This is a genomic window from Streptomyces sp. JNUCC 63 (assembly GCF_054366325.1).
In genome coordinates, this window is record NZ_CM135963.1 from 7,435,201 (window position 1) to 7,451,827 (window position 16,627).

At 71.9% G+C, this 16,627-nt stretch carries 13 protein-coding genes; 2 read left to right on the forward strand and 11 right to left on the reverse strand.

The annotated features are described in order from the left end of the window. Positions 1-112: 112 nt before the first annotated feature. From ACX25U_RS34370 to ACX25U_RS34385, 4 genes are all read right to left on the reverse strand, one after another. Positions 113-505, reverse strand: a complete 393-nt coding sequence (locus ACX25U_RS34370; protein WP_454385865.1) for an STAS domain-containing protein — start codon at positions 503-505, stop codon at positions 113-115. Between the two features lie 124 nt (positions 506-629). Further along, entirely contained in the window at positions 630-1,556 is a 927-nt protein-coding gene (locus tag ACX25U_RS34375; RefSeq protein WP_454385866.1) for an SDR family oxidoreductase, read from the reverse strand. Positions 1,557-1,860: 304 nt separating this feature from the next. Then, positions 1,861-4,260: a SpoIIE family protein phosphatase gene (locus tag ACX25U_RS34380; protein ID WP_454385867.1), complete on the reverse strand. Its 2,400-nt coding sequence runs from the start codon at positions 4,258-4,260 to the stop codon at positions 1,861-1,863. Between the two features lie 97 nt (positions 4,261-4,357). After that, complete coding sequence (locus ACX25U_RS34385; protein WP_454385868.1) at positions 4,358-8,638, reverse strand: HAMP domain-containing protein; 4,281 nt, start codon at positions 8,636-8,638, stop codon at positions 4,358-4,360. A 239-nt stretch (positions 8,639-8,877) separates the two neighbouring features. On the opposite strand from ACX25U_RS34385, the gene ACX25U_RS34390 reads away from it, so the two are divergent. Next, positions 8,878-9,249 carry a PRC-barrel domain containing protein gene (locus tag ACX25U_RS34390; protein WP_454385869.1) on the forward strand — a complete coding sequence of 124 codons (372 nt, stop codon included), beginning with the start codon at positions 8,878-8,880 and terminating at the stop codon, positions 9,247-9,249. A gap of 21 nt (positions 9,250-9,270) precedes the next feature. Here ACX25U_RS34390 and ACX25U_RS34395 read toward each other — a convergent pair whose 3' ends face one another. From ACX25U_RS34395 to ACX25U_RS34415, 5 genes are all read right to left on the reverse strand, one after another. After that, on the reverse strand, positions 9,271-9,705 hold the full coding sequence (locus ACX25U_RS34395; protein WP_454385870.1) for an ATP-binding protein: 435 nt from the start codon (positions 9,703-9,705) through the stop codon (positions 9,271-9,273). Positions 9,706-9,868: 163 nt separating this feature from the next. Continuing rightward, positions 9,869-10,192: a hypothetical protein gene (locus ACX25U_RS34400; protein ID WP_454385871.1), complete on the reverse strand. Its 324-nt coding sequence runs from the start codon at positions 10,190-10,192 to the stop codon at positions 9,869-9,871. 88 nt (positions 10,193-10,280) lie between these two features. Then, positions 10,281-10,553 carry a DUF4190 domain-containing protein gene (locus ACX25U_RS34405; RefSeq protein ID WP_454385872.1) on the reverse strand — a complete coding sequence of 91 codons (273 nt, stop codon included), beginning with the start codon at positions 10,551-10,553 and terminating at the stop codon, positions 10,281-10,283. A gap of 3 nt (positions 10,554-10,556) precedes the next feature. Beyond that, positions 10,557-10,721 (reverse strand): hypothetical protein, encoded by a 165-nt coding sequence (locus tag ACX25U_RS34410; protein WP_454385873.1) that lies wholly within the window; start codon positions 10,719-10,721, stop codon positions 10,557-10,559. A 162-nt stretch (positions 10,722-10,883) separates the two neighbouring features. Next, positions 10,884-12,791 (reverse strand): AMP-dependent synthetase/ligase, encoded by a 1,908-nt coding sequence (locus ACX25U_RS34415; RefSeq protein ID WP_454385874.1) that lies wholly within the window; start codon positions 12,789-12,791, stop codon positions 10,884-10,886. Between the two features lie 152 nt (positions 12,792-12,943). On the opposite strand from ACX25U_RS34415, the gene ACX25U_RS34420 reads away from it, so the two are divergent. Next, positions 12,944-13,177 (forward strand): DUF6480 family protein, encoded by a 234-nt coding sequence (locus ACX25U_RS34420; protein WP_454385875.1) that lies wholly within the window; start codon positions 12,944-12,946, stop codon positions 13,175-13,177. A 1-nt stretch (position 13,178) separates the two neighbouring features. On the opposite strand, the gene ACX25U_RS34425 is transcribed toward ACX25U_RS34420, so the two are convergent. Then, positions 13,179-14,267: a glutamate--cysteine ligase 2 gene (locus ACX25U_RS34425; RefSeq protein WP_454385876.1), complete on the reverse strand. Its 1,089-nt coding sequence runs from the start codon at positions 14,265-14,267 to the stop codon at positions 13,179-13,181. A gap of 134 nt (positions 14,268-14,401) precedes the next feature. Further along, a complete protein-coding gene (glgB, locus tag ACX25U_RS34430; protein WP_454385877.1) occupies positions 14,402-16,627 on the reverse strand; it encodes a 1,4-alpha-glucan branching enzyme in 2,226 nt (741 codons plus the stop codon).

Consider the following 16,627-nt stretch of genomic DNA (forward strand, 5'->3'; position numbering starts at 1 on the left):
GCGCCCCGGCCGGCGGCAGCCGCCGGGGCACGGCCACCGGGCGCACGCCCGGCGGCCACGAGTGTGTTCACGATGTCGTCGGTTCCGGTGAACCAGCCCCGCGGCGGCCCGCTCAGCCCTGCTGCTCCTCGTTCTCCTCCTGCTGCTGGTCCACCAGGACGAGTGCGTCGTCGGCGGTCTTGGAGACCGGGACCGTGATGCTGACGCCCGTGAGGTCGAGGATCCGGCGCACGGCCGGGGTGGGGTCGATGATGTGCACGCTGCCCGGCCGGTCGCGGACCTCCTGGTACACGCGCAGGATGATGTTCATGCCGGAGGAGTCCATGAAGGGCACGCCGGAGAGATCGAGCAGGAAGTGCCGTCGGCCGTGGTGGAGCTGGTTGGCCAGATGGGCCTGCAGCTCGGTCGCGGTGTCGACGTCCAGGTAGCCCTCGACCGTGAGCAGGGCGACGTCCTCCCGGGGCAGGGTGACCTCGACGGACAGCGGGTTCTGGGCAATGGGCACGAGTACCTCCAACGAGAGCCGACAGCCAGTGCTGGTTACCCCCGTCGGCGACTTCGATGCACACCGGTTTTGTGACCGAACTCTCACAGCCGCCGCCGGTGGTGACCGCACTGCGCCCCCGCGCCTACCCCCGGGCCGAAGGCTCATGCGCGCCCGGGCGAAGCCCCTGGGGCAGCGGTGTGCCCCCGGCGGCGTTGAGCACCTCGGCCGTGATGAAGCTCGCCCGCTGCGAGGCGAGGAAGACGTACGCCGGCGCCATCTCGGCCGGCTGCGCGGGCCGCCCGAGCGGTGCCTGCTTGCCGAACTCCTTGGTGTCCGGCAGCGTCGCGGGGGTCAGCGGTGTCCACACCGGCCCCGGAGCGACGGCGTTGACGCGGATCCCGTCCGACGCCACCATCTGCGCCAGCCCCTGGGTGAACGTGACGATCCCGCCCTTGGTCATGGCGTAGTCCAGCAGGTGCGGGCTCGGCTTGTACGCCTGCACGGACGTGGTGTTGATGATCGAGGCCCCGGCGCTCATGTGCGGCAGTGACATTTTGCACAGCCAGAACATGCCGTACAGGTTGGTGCGCACCACCCGGTCGAACTGCTCGGTGGAGAGGGCGCCGATGCCGTCCGGCTGGGACATCTGGTACGCCGCGTTGTTGACCAGCACGTCGATGCGGCCGAACTCCGCGACCGTACGGTCCAACAGCTTCCGGCACTGCCGCTCCTCACGGATGTCGCAGGCCACCGGCACCGCCGTGCGTCCGGCCTCCTCGACCAGCCGGGCGGTCTCCCCGGCCTCCTTCTCCTCCTCCGGCAGGTGGGTGAAGACCACGTCGGCTCCCTCGCGTGCGAAGGCGATCGCCACGGCCCGGCCGATGCCCGAGTCGCCGCCGGTCAGCAGGGTCTTGCGGCCGGTGAGCAGACCGCTGCCCCGGTACGACTCCTCCCCGTGATCCGGCGGCGGGTCCATCGGCCCGGTCCAGCCCGGGTGCTCCTGCTCCTGCTGAGGGAACTCCGGCTGCGGATGCCGGGTCGTCGGGTCCTGCGGGCGGCCGTCGGTCATGGTGCACCCCCGTGGGGTACGCCCGTGATCGGCGGGCGAGCGTGCGTAGCCGCGTCCAAGTGCCCCGACCCGCACGACACCCACCCGACGAAACGGGCACCACCGCCGGACCCGGACCGCCTGCCGTGATTTTCCGCCGCGACGGCACCCGGCCACAGCGGCGCAGCCCGGCGGTGCCGAACCGGCATCGGCCCGCCGGCACCCCCGACCCTGCCCGACCGGGCTGGTGAGGCTCCTGTGCGGAGCCGGACCCGTCCCCGCCGGACGGGCGCCGCGCGGCTCAAGGCGCCGGCCCCGAACGGAACTACCCGACCCGGATGCCCACGATGCAGGTGTCGTCGTCCGTGTCCGACCTGCCGTAGGTCAGCAGGCGGTCCAGTTGCTGGTCGAGGGTCTTGGGCGCGCTGCTGGCCGTGGTGAGCAGGTGGGTCAGCGACTCCTCCACGGAGCGGTCCCGGCGCTCGATCAGGCCGTCGGTGTACATCAGCAGCGTGTCCTCCGGCGCGAACTGCACCTCGGTCTCCTCGTAGGAGGCCTCCGGTACGGCACCCAGCAGCATGCCCTTGACCAGCGGCAGCGCCGCCGCCTCCCGGCCGCGGACCACCACGGGCGGCAGATGGCCGGCCCGCGCCCAGCGCAGCATGCGCCGCCGAGGGTCGTACAGCGCGCAGACCGCGGTCGCGGTGACGGCACCGGTCAGGTGGTGCGCCACGATGTTCAGCCACGACAGCAGCTGGCCCGGCCCGGCCCCGGTCACGGCGAGCCCCCGCAGCGCGTTGCGCAGCACCACCATGCTGGTCGCGGCCTCGATGCCGTGGCCGGCCACGTCGCCCACGCACAGCAGCACCAGCCCGGAGGGCAGCACCACGGAGTCGTACCAGTCGCCGCCCACCAGCTGCTCGGTCTCCGCCGGCCGGTAGCGCACGGCGATCTCCAGACCCGGCACCCGCAGCGGCGCCTGGGTCGGCGGCATGATGGCGTGCTGCAGCTGCAGGGTCAGCCGGTTGCGCTCGGTCGCCTGCTGCTCGGTGTGGGCCAGCTGGTCCCGCGTGGCGGCGAGCGCCACCTCCGTCCAGTGCTGGGCGGAGATGTCCTGGTAGGCCCCGCGGACGACGAACAGGCGGCCGTCGGTGTCCAGCACCGGCTCGGCGACCACCCGGATGTGCCGGGTCACCCCGTCGGGCCGCTGCAGCCGGAAGGCGGCCGAGGCCGGCCGGCGGTGGTGCAGCAGGGTGCGCAGGAACCGGCCGATGGCCACGGCGTCGTCCGGGTGCGCGTGCGCCTGCAGCTCCTCCAACGGCACCGGAGGGCTCGACGGGGCACGGCCGTACAGGTTGAACAGCTCGTCGTTCCAGGTGATCTCACCCGTCAGCAGGTTCTCCTCGAACCCGCCGATCCGGCCCAGCCGCTGCGCGTGCTGGAGCAGGCTGGCCAGCCGGGCCGTCTCGTCCTCGATGCGCCAGATCAGCAGCACGCTGTTGCCGTGCCGACTGATGCTGATGTCCGCGACCGCCGACAGCGACACCTGGTCCACCAGCGCGGTCAGCTGCATGCGGTGCGTCCGGAACGGCTCACCCGTGGCGTACACCCGCTCCACCCGCTGGAACAGCTCGCTCTTCCCGGCGGCCATCGGGTAGGCCTCGAGCAGCAGCGCGCCGCTGATCACCGCGCGCGGCCGGCCGGCCGGGTCGAGGAAGCGGCTGTTGACGTGCTGGATACGGAAGTCCACCAGCTGCCCCGAGCCGTCGATGTACGGCACGAGCACCAGCGCCGGGTCGTGCAGCCCGTCGGCCAGGTCCATCAGCTCGGCGGCGTCCGGCAGGACCCGGGGCTCCTGGCCCAGGTCCTGGCGCAGCGTGTACGTCTCCAGGGTGTGCGCGCACAGTTCGGCCAGGGCCTCCACCTGGCGCACGACCTGCGGCGGCTGCGGCTCGAGCGGCCCCGGCCAGACGATCTCCAGTACCCCGTGAATACGGCCCCCGGTGCCGGCCGGCACCGCCACCCGGCCGCCGTCCGGGTACACATGCCGGCCGATGGTGGGCAGGCCGGTCTCGGCGAGCGAGGCGAACCACTGGCCCGTGCGCTCGGTGAGCCCCCGGCGGGCCACCGTGGCCACCTCCGGCGGCACATACCGCCAGCGGGTGGCCTCGGCCGGGGAGAAACCGGCGCTGCCGGCCAGGGTGAGCGAGCCGTCGGCGCCCGCCGCCCAGACCGCCACCGCCACCGCGCCGAGCGGGCGCAGCGCGTGCTGCAGCAGGGAGTCGGCGACGGCCTGAGTGTCGTCCGCGGCCAGTGCCCCGCTCTCCGCGGCGCGCAGCCGCACGGCCGAGTCGCGCTCGGAGGCTTCCGCCGCGGTGGCCAGGAAGGCGTCGGTGACCTCGGTCACCCGGTCGCGGGCGGCCTGGTTGATGACCTCCACCGCGAACTCCAGCGGCGTCACCTTGGCCTGCTCGGTCAGCTCCGCGAGCTGCCGGGCGGCCTGCGCCGGACCGCAGCCCAGACGCTCGACCAGAATGCCCTTGGCGAGCTCGATCAGGGCCCGGCCCTCGGCCTCCGCCTGCGCCGTGCGGACCTCGCGGCGCAGCCGCTCCACCGTCGCGGCCAGTCTGCCGACGGGAGAGGTCGGGGAGAGGCCCGCCAGGTCCAGCGGCTCCGGACGAGGCTCGGCGGCGGCCGGCTCACGTGGCTGCTCGGTCGTGCTCACGATGCGAAAGCTCCTCGGCTGGACGACGCTGGGGCGCGGACCGTGCCGCGCCGGGCTGAGCCCGCCCCGCCGGCGGGCGGGACGGGCACCGGCGCGCTCACGCGTTCAGCCAGCGCCGGACGCAGGCGATCAGGTCGTGGGTGTCGACGGGCTTGGTGACGTAGTCGCTCGCGCCCGAGGACAGGGACTTCTCCCGGTCTCCCGGCATCGCCTTGGCGGTGACGGCGATGATGGGCAGGTCGGTGTACTGCGGCAGCTTGCGGATCTCCGCCGTGGCCGTGTACCCGTCCATCTCCGGCATCATCACGTCCATCAGCACCAGCGCGATGTCGGGATGGGCGAGCAGCGTCTCGATGCCCTTGCGCCCGTTCTCCGCGTGCAGCACCCGGAAGCCGTACATCTCCAGGATCCCGCTGAGCGCGAACAGGTTGCGCGCGTCGTCGTCGACGACGAGGACGGTACGGCCCTGGAAGGTGCCGTCGACGGGCGGCGCGAGGTCCTGCGGGTCCTCGGACCGGACCAGGGACAGTACGTCCCCGGGCTCCTCCGCCGACAGGTGCAGGGCGATGCGTTCGCGCAGCTCGTCCAGGCTGGAAAGGAATTCCAGGGAGCCGTCGTCCGCGTGCGACCGCAGCGCCTCCGCCCGGGCCGCGTCCGGGCGGTGACCGCTGTGCACGAGCACCGGAACGCCCGTCAGCCCCGAGTCGCCCTGAAGCGCCCGCAGGAACCGGGACGCCTCACCCTCGGGCATGTCCAGGTCGAGGACCACGCAGTGGCACGGTTCGGCGGCCAGCGCGCCCGCCGCCTCCTGCGCTCCCACGGCGGTGATGACGTCCACCGCGGGCAGCCGGCCGCCGTCGTCCGGGCTGTGCCGGGCCACGTCCGTGACCACGCTCTCGGCGACCAGGGTCAGCAGCCCGCGTGCCCGCTCCTCCACGACCAGCAGCCGGCGTCGGCGCTGTCCGGCCGCCGGGCCCGCGGGCCGCGGCACGGCGACCGGGGTGGCCGTGGCCGCGGAGACGAGCTCGGCCGGCTCCTTCTGCGGGGAGTGACCGGTGCCGAGCAGCTGCTCGAAGTCGGGCCGGGCCACGGGCAGGAAGAGCGTGAAGGTGCTGCCCCGGCCGGGCGCGCTGTCCACGGCGACACCGCCGCCGAGCAGATGGGCGATCTCCCGCGTGATGGACAGGCCGAGGCCCGTCCCGCCGTACTTGCGGCTCGTGGTGCCGTCCGCCTGCTGGAAGGCGCCGAAGATCGACTCCAGGTGCTGCTCCGGGATGCCGATGCCGGTGTCCTTGACCCGGAACGCCACGACGGCGCCGCCCCGGACGACCCCCTGGGGCACCTCGTCGTCCGCCGCCGGTTCGACGCACAGCTCGACACCGCCCTGCTCGGTGAACTTCACCGCGTTGGACAGCAGGTTGCGCAGGACCTGACGCAGTCGGGACTCGTCGGTGAGCAGGTCGGCGGGCGCGCCCGCCGCGGTGCTCACTCCGAACTCCAGGCCCTTCTGGGTCGTCATCGGCCGGAAGGTGGCCTCGACGTACTCGATGAGCCGGCGCAGCGACACCCGCTCCGGGGTGACGTCCATCTTGCCGGCCTCGACCTTCGACAGGTCGAGGATGTCGTTGATCAGCTGCAGCAGGTCGCTGCCCGCGGAGTGGATGATGCCCGCGTACTCCACCTGCTTGGGGGTGAGGTTGCGCGAGGGGTTCTGGGCGAGCAACTGGGCGAGGATGAGCAGGCTGTTGAGCGGAGTGCGCAGCTCGTGGCTCATGTTCGCCAGGAACTCCGACTTGTACTTCGAGGCCAGCGACAACTGCTGGGCGCGGGTTTCGAGTTCCTGCCGGGCCTGTTCGATCTGCAGGTTCTTCGCCTCGATGTCGCGGTTCTGCGCCGCCAGCAGCGAGGCCTTCTCCTCCAGTTCGGCGTTGGAGTGCTGCAGCTCCTCCTGCTGGGCCTGCAACTCGGCGGAGCGGGCCTGGAGTTCGGCCGTCAGCCGCTGCGACTCGTCCAGCAGCTCGTCGGTCCGGGCGTTGGCCACGATCGTGTTGACGTTGACCCCGATGGCCTCCCGCAACTGCTCCAGGAAGTCCCGGTGGATCGGCTTGAACGGGGTGACCGCCGCCAGCTCGATCACACCGAGGACCTGGTCCTCGAACAGGATCGGCAGCAGGACCAGCGCGGCCGGCACGGCCTCGCCGAGACCGGAGGAGATGGTGACGTAGCCCTGGGGCAGCTCGTCGACCGTGATGGTACGGCGGCTGCGCGCGGCCTGGCCGACCAGGGAGCGGCCGAAGGAGAAGCGGGTGGGGCGGGTGTCGTCGTCGGGGCGGCCGTAGGAGCCGACGAGCCGCAGCTCCGCTCCGCGCTCGCCCTCCTCGGCGAGGTAGAAGGCGCCGTACTGGGCCGACACCAGGGGAGTGAGCTCCTCCATGATCAGCTCGGCCACGACGGGCAGGTCGCGGTGGCCCTGCATCAGGCCGGTGATCCGCGCCAGATTGGTCTTGAGCCAGTCCTGCTCCTGGTTGGCCCGGGTGGTCTCGCGCAGGGACTCCACCATGGAGTTGATGTTGTCCTTGAGCTCGGCGACCTCGCCGGAGGCCTCCACGGTGATCGACCGGGTCAGATCGCCCTCGGCCACGGCGCTGGCCACCTCGGCGATCGCCCGCACCTGGCGGGTGAGGTTGCCGGCCAGCTCGTTGACGTTCTCCGTCAGCCGCTTCCAGGTGCCCGAGACGCCCTCCACCTCGGCCTGGCCGCCGAGGCGTCCTTCGGTTCCGACCTCGCGGGCGACGCGGGTGACCTCGTCGGCGAAGGCGGAGAGCGTGTCGACCATCGTGTTGATGGTCGTCTTCAGCTCCAGGATCTCCCCGCGCGCGTCGACGTCGATCTTCTTCGACAGGTCGCCCCGGGCCACCGCGGTCGTCACCAGCGCGATGTTGCGCACCTGGCCGGTGAGGTTGTTCGCCATCGAGTTGACGTTGTCGGTGAGGTCCTTCCAGGTGCCCGCCACGTTCGGCACATGGGCCTGGCCGCCGAGGCGTCCTTCGGTTCCGACCTCGCGGGCGACGCGGGTGACCTCGTCGGCGAACGCGGACAGCGTGTCGACCATCGTGTTGATCACGTCGGCGAGGGCGGCGACCTCGCCCTTGGCCTCGATCGTGATCTTGCGGGACAGATCGCCACGGGCCACGGCGGTGGCGACCTGCGCGATGGAGCGGACCTGACCGGTCAGGTTCGACGCCATCACGTTGACGTTGTCCGTCAGATCCTTCCAGGTGCCCGAGACGCCCTTGACGTCGGCCTGGCCGCCGAGGCGTCCTTCGGTGCCGACCTCGCGGGCGACGCGGGTGACCTCGTCGGCGAAGGCGGAGAGCTGGTCGACCATCGTGTTCATGGTGTTCTTCAGCTCGAGGATCTCGCCGCGGGCGTCGACAGTGATCTTCTGGGAGAGGTCGCCCTCGGCGACCGCGGTCGCCACCTGGGCGACGTTGCGGACCTGGCCGGTGAGGTTGCCGGCCATCGAGTTCACCGAGTCGGTCAGATCCCGCCAGGTGCCCTTGACGCCCTTGACGTCGGCCTGGCCGCCGAGGCGTCCTTCGGTTCCGACCTCGCGGGCGACGCGGGTGACCTCGTCGGCGAAGGCGGAGAGCTGGTCGACCATCGTGTTGATGGTGTTCTTCAGCTCGAGGATCTCGCCGCGGGCGTCGACGGTGATCTTCTGGGAGAGGTCGCCCTCGGCGACCGCGGTCGTCACCTGGGCGACGTTGCGGACCTGGTTGGTCAGGTTGCCCGCCATGAAGTTCACCGAGTCGGTGAGGTCCCGCCACACGCCGGCGACACCGGGCACCTTCGCCTGGCCGCCGAGGCGTCCTTCGGTGCCGACCTCGCGGGCGACGCGGGTGACCTCGTCGGCGAAGGCGGAGAGCTGGTCGACCATCGTGTTGACGGTCTCCTTCAGCTGCAGGATCTCGCCGCGCGCCGGCACGTCGATCTTCTGCGACAGATCGCCCTTGGCCACCGCCGTCGCCACCTGGGCGATGTCACGGACCTGGGTGGTCAGGTTGCCCGCCATGGCGTTGACCGAGTCGGTCAGGTCGGCCCAGGTTCCGGAGACACCGGGCACCTCCGCCTGCCCGCCGAGCGTCCCCTCGGTGCCGACCTCCCGGGCCACTCGGGTGACCTCCGAGGTGAACACGGACAGCTGATCGACCATGCCGTTGAACACGGTCGCGATGTCACCCATGAGCCCGTCGGCGTCCTCGGGCAGACGTGTGCCGAAGTCGCCGTCCCGCACGGCCGTCAGACCCGCCAGGAGCTGCCTCAGCTCCCGGTCGCCCGGCACGGTGTCGACGGCCTCGGTCCTGTCGCTGGTCATGCGTACCCTCGTCCCGCTCCCCAGGGAGTCCTCAACAGTGAGAACTCGTTGTATTTCCGCATGTCACAGATCTGCGCGATGACAAAATACGAGGCAGGCTAACCCACTCGTACGGCGCCGGACAAAGCACTGCGCCCATGACCTCGCTTTTCTTCCGGCGGGAGCCGCCGCCGCGCCGAATGCGACCGTCCCGGCAGGGTAGTTGCTGCTGTGAGAGCCGATGGAGTGGAAGGAGCAGTGTGACCATCGACATCATCTGGTCGTATCCGCCGCGGGTCGGTCCTGCCGAGGGGCTGGAGCTGACCGGCTTCACCGTCGTCGCCGCCGACGGCACGATCGGCCATGTGGACAGGGAGGCCGACCCCTTCGGGATGCGGCATCTGGTCGTGGACACCGGAGCGTGGGTGTTCGGCCAGAGTGTGCTGGTGCCGGCGGGCGTGGTGACCGGCATCGACCCGGAGGAGCGGCGAATATCGGTGGCCTGTTCCAGGGGTGAGATCAAGGCGGCGCCGCGCTTCAGGACCGACAGCGAGACGAGGGACCGGGACTATCTGACGCGCGTGGGGGACTACTACCACCGGCTTCCGCCCCGCGAGCCGAGCACGGCCTGACGGCGGGACACCGTCCCGCCGTCACCAGGGCAGGAAGACGTGCACGTCCTTGCCGTGGTCGTGCACGACCACGCTGACCTGGTCGCACAGGGTGTGCACCAGGTGCCAGCCGATACCGCCGCCGCCCCGGCTGGGATGGAACGGGCGCGGGGCCGGCGGCGTGGTGCTGGTGTCGCTCAGCGTGACGTGCACCCCGTCGAAGGTCCGGCGCATCCGCAGCGCGAAGGGGCCCGGTGCGTACTGCACCGCGTTCGCCGCGAGCTCCGTGACGACCAGCAGGATGTCGTCCCAGTGTTCCGGTGCCGTCGGCAGGGAGGCCCGCGCGAGGTCGTCGAGGAACTCCTCCGCGGCGAGGCGCGCACCCGTCACGTGGTGCAGCTCACCCGTGAAGCGGGCAGTGCGACTCGGAATCCCCTCGGTAGCCAGTGTGTTGTCCCAACGCGGCTCGGTTGCCATATCGCCTTCCCGGCCCGGCGTGAGCAGGGCATCGTCCTTTCTTTCCCTTCCGTCCCACTGTCTTGTTCCCGTGCGCGCGGACCCTACGCGTGCGCATCCATCCGCAAGGGACGCCCTGCCTCCGGGAAAGGTTCCGGTACCGCGCGGGCGCCGGTCCCGGGCGTCAGGCGGCTGCTCCGCGGGTGTACATACGGGAGTCGTGGAGCGTGCCGTGGGATTCCCAGGCGGGAAGGCAGCAGGCCTCGTAGAGGTCCTGCCAGGCGCGGGCCGTGGGGGAGTTGTTCCCCGGCACCCGTGCCGCGCGGAGGGCGAGGAGACGGCGGTGGGAGCGGCCCGCACGGGTCGCCGCGGTGAGCAGGAGCAGGAACGCCACGGTCAGGACGGCGGCGGGCTCGCGCAGGCGGCCGGCGATGCTCCACGCGTCCACCGCGCCCACGGCGACGGCCGGCAGGCCCCAGAGGAGTTGACGGCGGCGGTGGTGCGTCATGGCGAGCTCCTTCGCGCGGATCGGCGACACGGGTTCATTCCTCCGCCTACGACGAACCGGCGGATGCAAACCCGCGCCGCCCGGGTGCTCAGCCGAGGACCGTCCAGGACACGCCGTGGTCGACCGCCAGCAGGACCGACAGGAGCAGCAGGTCGGCGATGCCGAGGGCCAGCCCGAGCCGGGCCCGGAAGGGCCGCGGGGTGCCCCGGCGCAGCGCGATGAGGGCCAGGGCGATGGCGATGGGCCCCAGGATCGGATTGAGGGCGACCAGGCCGATCAGGCCGAGGACGAAGGAGGCGACAGCCATGCCCTCGGCGTCCCGCCGGCCGGTGTTCCGCCGAGGCGGTGCGGTCAGCCGCATCGCTCACGCCCTCCCCGCTCGACCGCGCCGACGGCGTTCACGGACGGTGAACACCGCCAGCCATACGACGACGACCGTGCTCAGGGCCAGGGTGACGGGCCACGGGAGGTAGGCCACCGACCCGAGGACGACGGCCAGCAACAGCAGTGCCGCGACGAGGAACAGCACGGCTCACCTCCCGTTCCGGGCACGAACGGGACCACAGGCATGCGGGGTTGTCGGGTACATGAAACAACAGGTTTCCCGCGCGGCCGACGTCACTCCTGCCGCCGGCGACGTTGTCCGAGACCCGTGCCCGACCCCCTTGACGGCAAGGCGGCTCGCCCGCGCTCAGCGGAAGACGCTGTCGGAGTCGTCCCAGTCGGCCGCCGGGTCGTTCGCCGCGGGCCGCCGCGGAGCGCGCGCACGCGCCGCGTACATGGCGTCGATCTCGGACGCGTAGTGCGCCACTATGGCGTCCCGGCGCAGCTTCATGGACGGTGTGAGCAGCCCGCTGGCCACGTCGAAGGGCTCCGGCAGCACCCGGAAGACCCGGATGGACTCCGAACGCGAGACGGTGCTGTTGGCCGCGGCGACCGCCCGTTCGATCTCCTCTCGCAGCGCGTTCTCCTCGCGCGCCTCACGCCCCGGCGCGTCGCCCTGCAGGACCTGCGCCGCACGCCAGTGCGACAGGAAGTCCGGGTCCAACGTGATCAGCGCCCCCACGCACGGCCGGTTGTCGCCCACGACCACCGCCTGGTGGATCAGCGGATGCATCCGCAGGCGCTGCTCCAGCGGGGCCGGAGCCACGCTCTTGCCGCCGCTGGTGATGATGATGTCCTTCTTGCGCCCGGTGATCGTCAGATAGCCCTCGGAGTCCAGGTGCCCGATGTCACCGGTGGCCAGCCAGCCGCCGTGCAGCGCGGCCCGGGTCGCGGCCTCGTCGCCCACGTACCCCTGGAACACCGACGGCCCCCGCACCAGGATCTCCCCGTCGTCCGCGACCTCGATCGTCGTGCCCGGCAGGGCCTTGCCGACGGTCCCCGACTTCTCCCGGCCCAGCGGCTGCATGGTGATCCCGCCGGCGGTCTCCGTCAGCCCGTACCCGTCGTGCACGTAGATGCCGATGCCCTCGTAGAACAGGGAGAGTTCACGACTGAGCGGGGAGCCGCCGGAGGTGGCGCGGAGCACTCTGCCGCCCATCGCGGCCCGCAGCTTGCGGTACACCGTCCGTTCGTACAGGGCGTGTTGCAGCCGCAGGTCGAACCCGGGACCCGAGCCCCGGCCCAGCCGCCGCCGCTCCTGCGCCGCGGCGAAGTCCCGCGCCGTGCCGGCCGCCCGCTCGAACAGCGCGCCGCGGCCCGCCTGCTGGGACGCGCGCAGGAAGTTCTTGTAGATCTTCTCGAAGACGGACGGCACGGCGTAGAAGTACGTCGGCCGGAACGTCCGCAGCGCCGACGCCAGCGCCTCCTCACTGAGCTCGGGCTCGTGGCCCATCAGGAAGCCGCCGCGGATGCAGATGCCCTGGATCATCAGCCCGTACGCGTGCGAGAACGGCAGGAAGGTGAGCACCGACGCCTGCTCGCCGGGCGGCGCCGTGGTGTGCCTCCAGCCGGCCAGCAGCGTGTCGCAGGGGCTCGCCATCGCACGGTGGCTCAGCGCACAGCCCAGGGCGCGGCCCGAGGTGCCGGAGGTGTAGGCGATCGCGGCGGTCGCGTCCGGCAGCACGATCCGGCGCAGCGAGTCGACGGTGGTCGGGGGTATCACGGCACCCCGTCGCACCAGCTGCTCCAGCGCCCCGGCGTCCAGCTGCCACACGTGCTGCAGCCGGGGCAGCCCCGCGCACACCGAGCCGACCGTCATCACGCCCTGCTCGTCCTCGATGACGACGGCCACGCACTCGGAGTCCCGCAGGATCCACTCGACCTGGTCGCGCGAGGAGCTCGGATGGACCGGGACGACCTCCGCGCCGACCGCCCACAGTGCGTACGCGAGGACCGTCCACTCGTACCGGGTGCGGGCCATGACGGCCACGCGGTGCCCCGGCGAGATCCCGGAGGCGACCAGGCCCCTGGCCAGGTCGCTCACCTCGTCGCGCAGCTCCACGGCGGTCACCTCCTCCCACACCGGGGAGGAGGGGTCCCTGCGGCGCGCGAGCACCGGCAGGGTGGGACGTGTCTCCGCGGTCTCGAAGACGCTGTCGGCGAGCCCACCGGCCAGCGAGGTGACCGCGGAGGGAGCGAGGGCGAAGTCGCGCATGCGCTGCTCCTGGGGTTTACGGAGGGTGACCCCGCCGATGAGTACCGTTGTCGACGCGGGTCGAATGTAGCCCAGGTCAGCGCGTCGGGGCCACGGAACCGGGAAGTGACGCCGTTTTGTTGATCTCGTCCCGTTCGGGGGACCCGGCAGGTATGAGTTACGTCAATCCCGATCCAGAACCCGAACGGACCCCCGGACTGGAGTCCGGGGGCGGTGTACCGCCCGGCGAGACCCCGCCCGCCGAGAGCAGCATGCCCGAGGCGGGGCCCCGGCAGCCGGACAGCACGTCCAGGGGCTGGGCGAAGGCCCCGCTCATCCTCATCCTCATCCTCGTCCTGGTGGTCGCCATCGGCTTCCTGACGTACGCCCTGGGCCTGATCCTCTGACTCACCCCTGGGTGCGGCGCACGCACTCCGTGACGACCTCCCGCAGGCTTCCGGTCCGCTCCATCAGCTCGCGCTGCACCCGGGCACCGCCACCGTCGCGCAGCAGCCCGTCCACGGCCTCACGCGCCCGGTCCAGGTCACCGGTGCCGGCGAGCGCGTCGGAGACATGGTCCAGCAGGCCCCGCACCACCGACCGAGCGGGCAGCCGCCGCATGGTCACCGGGTGGAGCAGTTCCCGGGCCGGCCCCGCCCGGGCGGCCTGCCACGCCGCCAGCCGCAGCAGACTCACACTGTGGTCCACCGGCTCCCGCCCGGCCCGCCACTCCCGGGCGGCGGTCTCCACCAGGCCGCGGGCGAGGGTGGCGAGGAGCTGGGCGGTCTCCGCGTGCAGACACACGTCCGCGACCCGGATCTCCACCGTCGGGTACCGCTCGGACAGCCGCGCGTCGAAGTACGCCATCTTCTCGTCGAGGATGACGCCGGTGGCCACCATGTCCGCCACCCGCCGGTGGTACCGCTCCGGCGACCCGAACAGCTCGGTCGGTCCGGCCGACGGCCAGCGGTCCCACACCCGGCTGCGGTAACTGTCGTAGCGGGTGTCCTCGCCCTGCCAGAACGGGGAGTTGGCGCTGATCGCCAGCAGCACGGGCAGCCAGGGACGGATGCGGTCCAGGACCGCGACGCCCTCCTCGTCCGACTCCACGGCCACGTGCACGTGCATGCCGCAGACGAGCTGTTCCCGGGTGGCGATGCCGTACTGGTCGGCCAGCCACTGGTAGCGGCGGTTCATGCTGATGGTGGGGCTGACCGGCAGCGGGGAGGAGGCCAGCGCGGCCACCGCGCAGCCGATCTCCCCGGCGAGCCGGGCCGCCTCCTTGCGGCAGCGGACGATCTCCGCGCCGAGTTCCGCCATGTCCGTGCGGGGATGCGTGGCGAACTCCAGCATCTGGCCGTACAGCTCCTTCTCGAACACGCCCCGGTCCGCGTCGTCCGCCTCGGCCCGCGCGAGCACCGCCGCGGACAGCGCCTTCGGCTCGCCGCTCTCCGGGGCGACCAGGAGAAGTTCCTCCTCCACTCCGACGGTCCGCACCTCTTGCCGCCTTTCCGTCCGTCCGCCGCGACCGCGGCGGGGCACCGGGTCGTACGACCCCGACTGCCCCGGGACGGCGGCCGGACACCTGGGTGCGGAGAAGGATCCCGTGGCCGGCCTCGGGGAGCCGTCGCTCAGCCGGCGTACGGCGTGAGCCAGACCGTGGCCAGCGGGGGCAGCGTGAGGCGGAGGTGCCCGTCCTCCGGTTTGACCGGGTCGGGGTTGGTGACGTCGCTGCCGCCGTAGCGGGCCGCGTCGGTGTTGAGGACCTCGCACCAGGCGGTGACGTCGACGGGCACGTCCAGGCGGTAGCCGTCGCGGACGACCGGGGAGAAGTTCGACACCGCGAGCAGCGGGGTGCCCTCGGCGTCGTGGCGCAGGAACGCGTAGACGTTGTCGTCGGCCGCGTCCACGGCCACCCAGCGGAAGCCCTCGGGCCGGGTGTCGCGCTGCCACAGGGCCGGGGTGGCCCGGTAGAGCGCGTTCAGGTCGCGCACCAGGTCCTGCACGCCGCGGTGGTCGCCCGCGGCGCAGTGGTCCTCGTCGAGCAGCCACCACTCGGGCCCGTGCTGCTCGGAGAACTCGCCGCCCTGGGCGAACTCCTGGCCCATGAACAGCAGCTGCTTGCCGGGATGGGCCCACATGTAGCCGAGGTAGGCGCGGTGGTTGGCGCGCCGCTGCCACCAGTCGCCGGGCATCTTCGACACCAGCGCCTGCTTGCCGTGCACCACCTCGTCGTGGGAGATCGGCAGCACGTAGTTCTCGCTGTAGGCGTACACCATCGCGAAGGTCATCTCGTGGTGGTGGTACTTGCGGTGCACCGACTCCTTGCTCATGTACTGCAGCGAGTCGTGCATCCAGCCCATGTTCCACTTCAGCCCGAAGCCGAGGCCCCCGGAGTCGGTCGGCGCGGTGACCCCGCCCCAGGCGGTGGACTCCTCGGCGATGGTGACCACGCCCGGGGCCCGCCGGTACACGGTGGCGTTCATCTCCTGCAGGAACGCCACCGCGTCCAGGTCCTCCCGGCCGCCGTGCACATTGGGCGTCCACTGGCCGGAGTCCCGCGAGTAGTCCAGGTAGAGCATGGAGGCGACCGCGTCCACGCGCAGGCCGTCGATGTGGAACTCCTCGCACCAGTACACGGCGTTCGCGACCAGGAAGTTGCGCACCTCGGTGCGGGCGAGGTCGAACTCGTACGTCCCCCAGTCGGGGTGCTCGGCGCGCTGCGCGTTCCCGGGCTCGTACAGCGGGTCCCCGTCGAAGCGGGCCAGCGCCCAGTCGTCCTTCGGGAAGTGGGCCGGCACCCAGTCCATGATCACGCCGATACCGGCCCGGTGGCAGGCGTCGACGAAGTACCGGAAGTCGTCGGGGGAGCCGAGGCGGGCGGTCGGTGCGTAGTACGACGTGACCTGGTAGCCCCAGGAGGGGCCGAACGGGTGCTCGGCGACCGGCATCAGCTCCACATGCGTGAAGCCCATGTCCCTGACGTACGCCGGGAGCTGCTCGGCGAGCTGGCGATATGTCAGTCCTGGTCGCCAGGACGGCAGATGGACCTCGTACACCGAGAACGGCGCCTCGTGCACGGGCGTGTCCCCGCGGTGGGCCATCCACTCCTGATCGCCCCACTCGTGGTGCGCGGTCGTCACGATCGACGCGGTGTCGGGCGGCACCTCGGTGCGCCGCGCCATCGGGTCGGCCTTCAGGAACCGGCTGCCGTACTGCGAGGTGATCTCGAACTTGTACCGGGTGCCCTCGCCGACGCCCGGCAGGAACAGCTCCCACACGCCCGCGGCACCGAGCGAGCGCATCGGGAACGCCGTGCCGTCCCAGTGGGTGAAGTCCCCGGCCACCCGCACGCCCCGGGCGTTGGGCGCCCACACCGTGAACCGGGTGCCGGTCACGCCCTGGTGGGTCATCGGCTCGGCGCCGAGCGCCTTCCACAGCTGTTCGTGCCGGCCCTCCCTGATCAGGTGCAGGTCGAGCTCGCCGAGGGCGGGCAGGAAGCGGTACGGGTCGTGGACCTCGTACACGTCCTCGCCGTAGACCACCACCAGCGTGTACGCGGGAATCTCCGGCAGCGGCAGTACGGCCGAGAACAGGCCGTCGCCCTCCGACACGAGCGCAGTGCGCTCGCCGTCGACCACCACGCCCACCGCGTCGGCGAACGGACGCAGCGTCCGGAAGGCGATCCCGCCCGGTACCGGATGCGCGCCCAGCAGCGCGTGCGGGTCGTGGTGGGCGCCGGACAGCAGGCGCTCACGGTCGGCGGGCTCCAGGGGCGGGGCCGCGGTGCCCGCTCCCGCTGCGGGGGGCGGGACGGGGCCGGACGGCTCGGGACGTGACGTGTCGCGCAGTGCCAC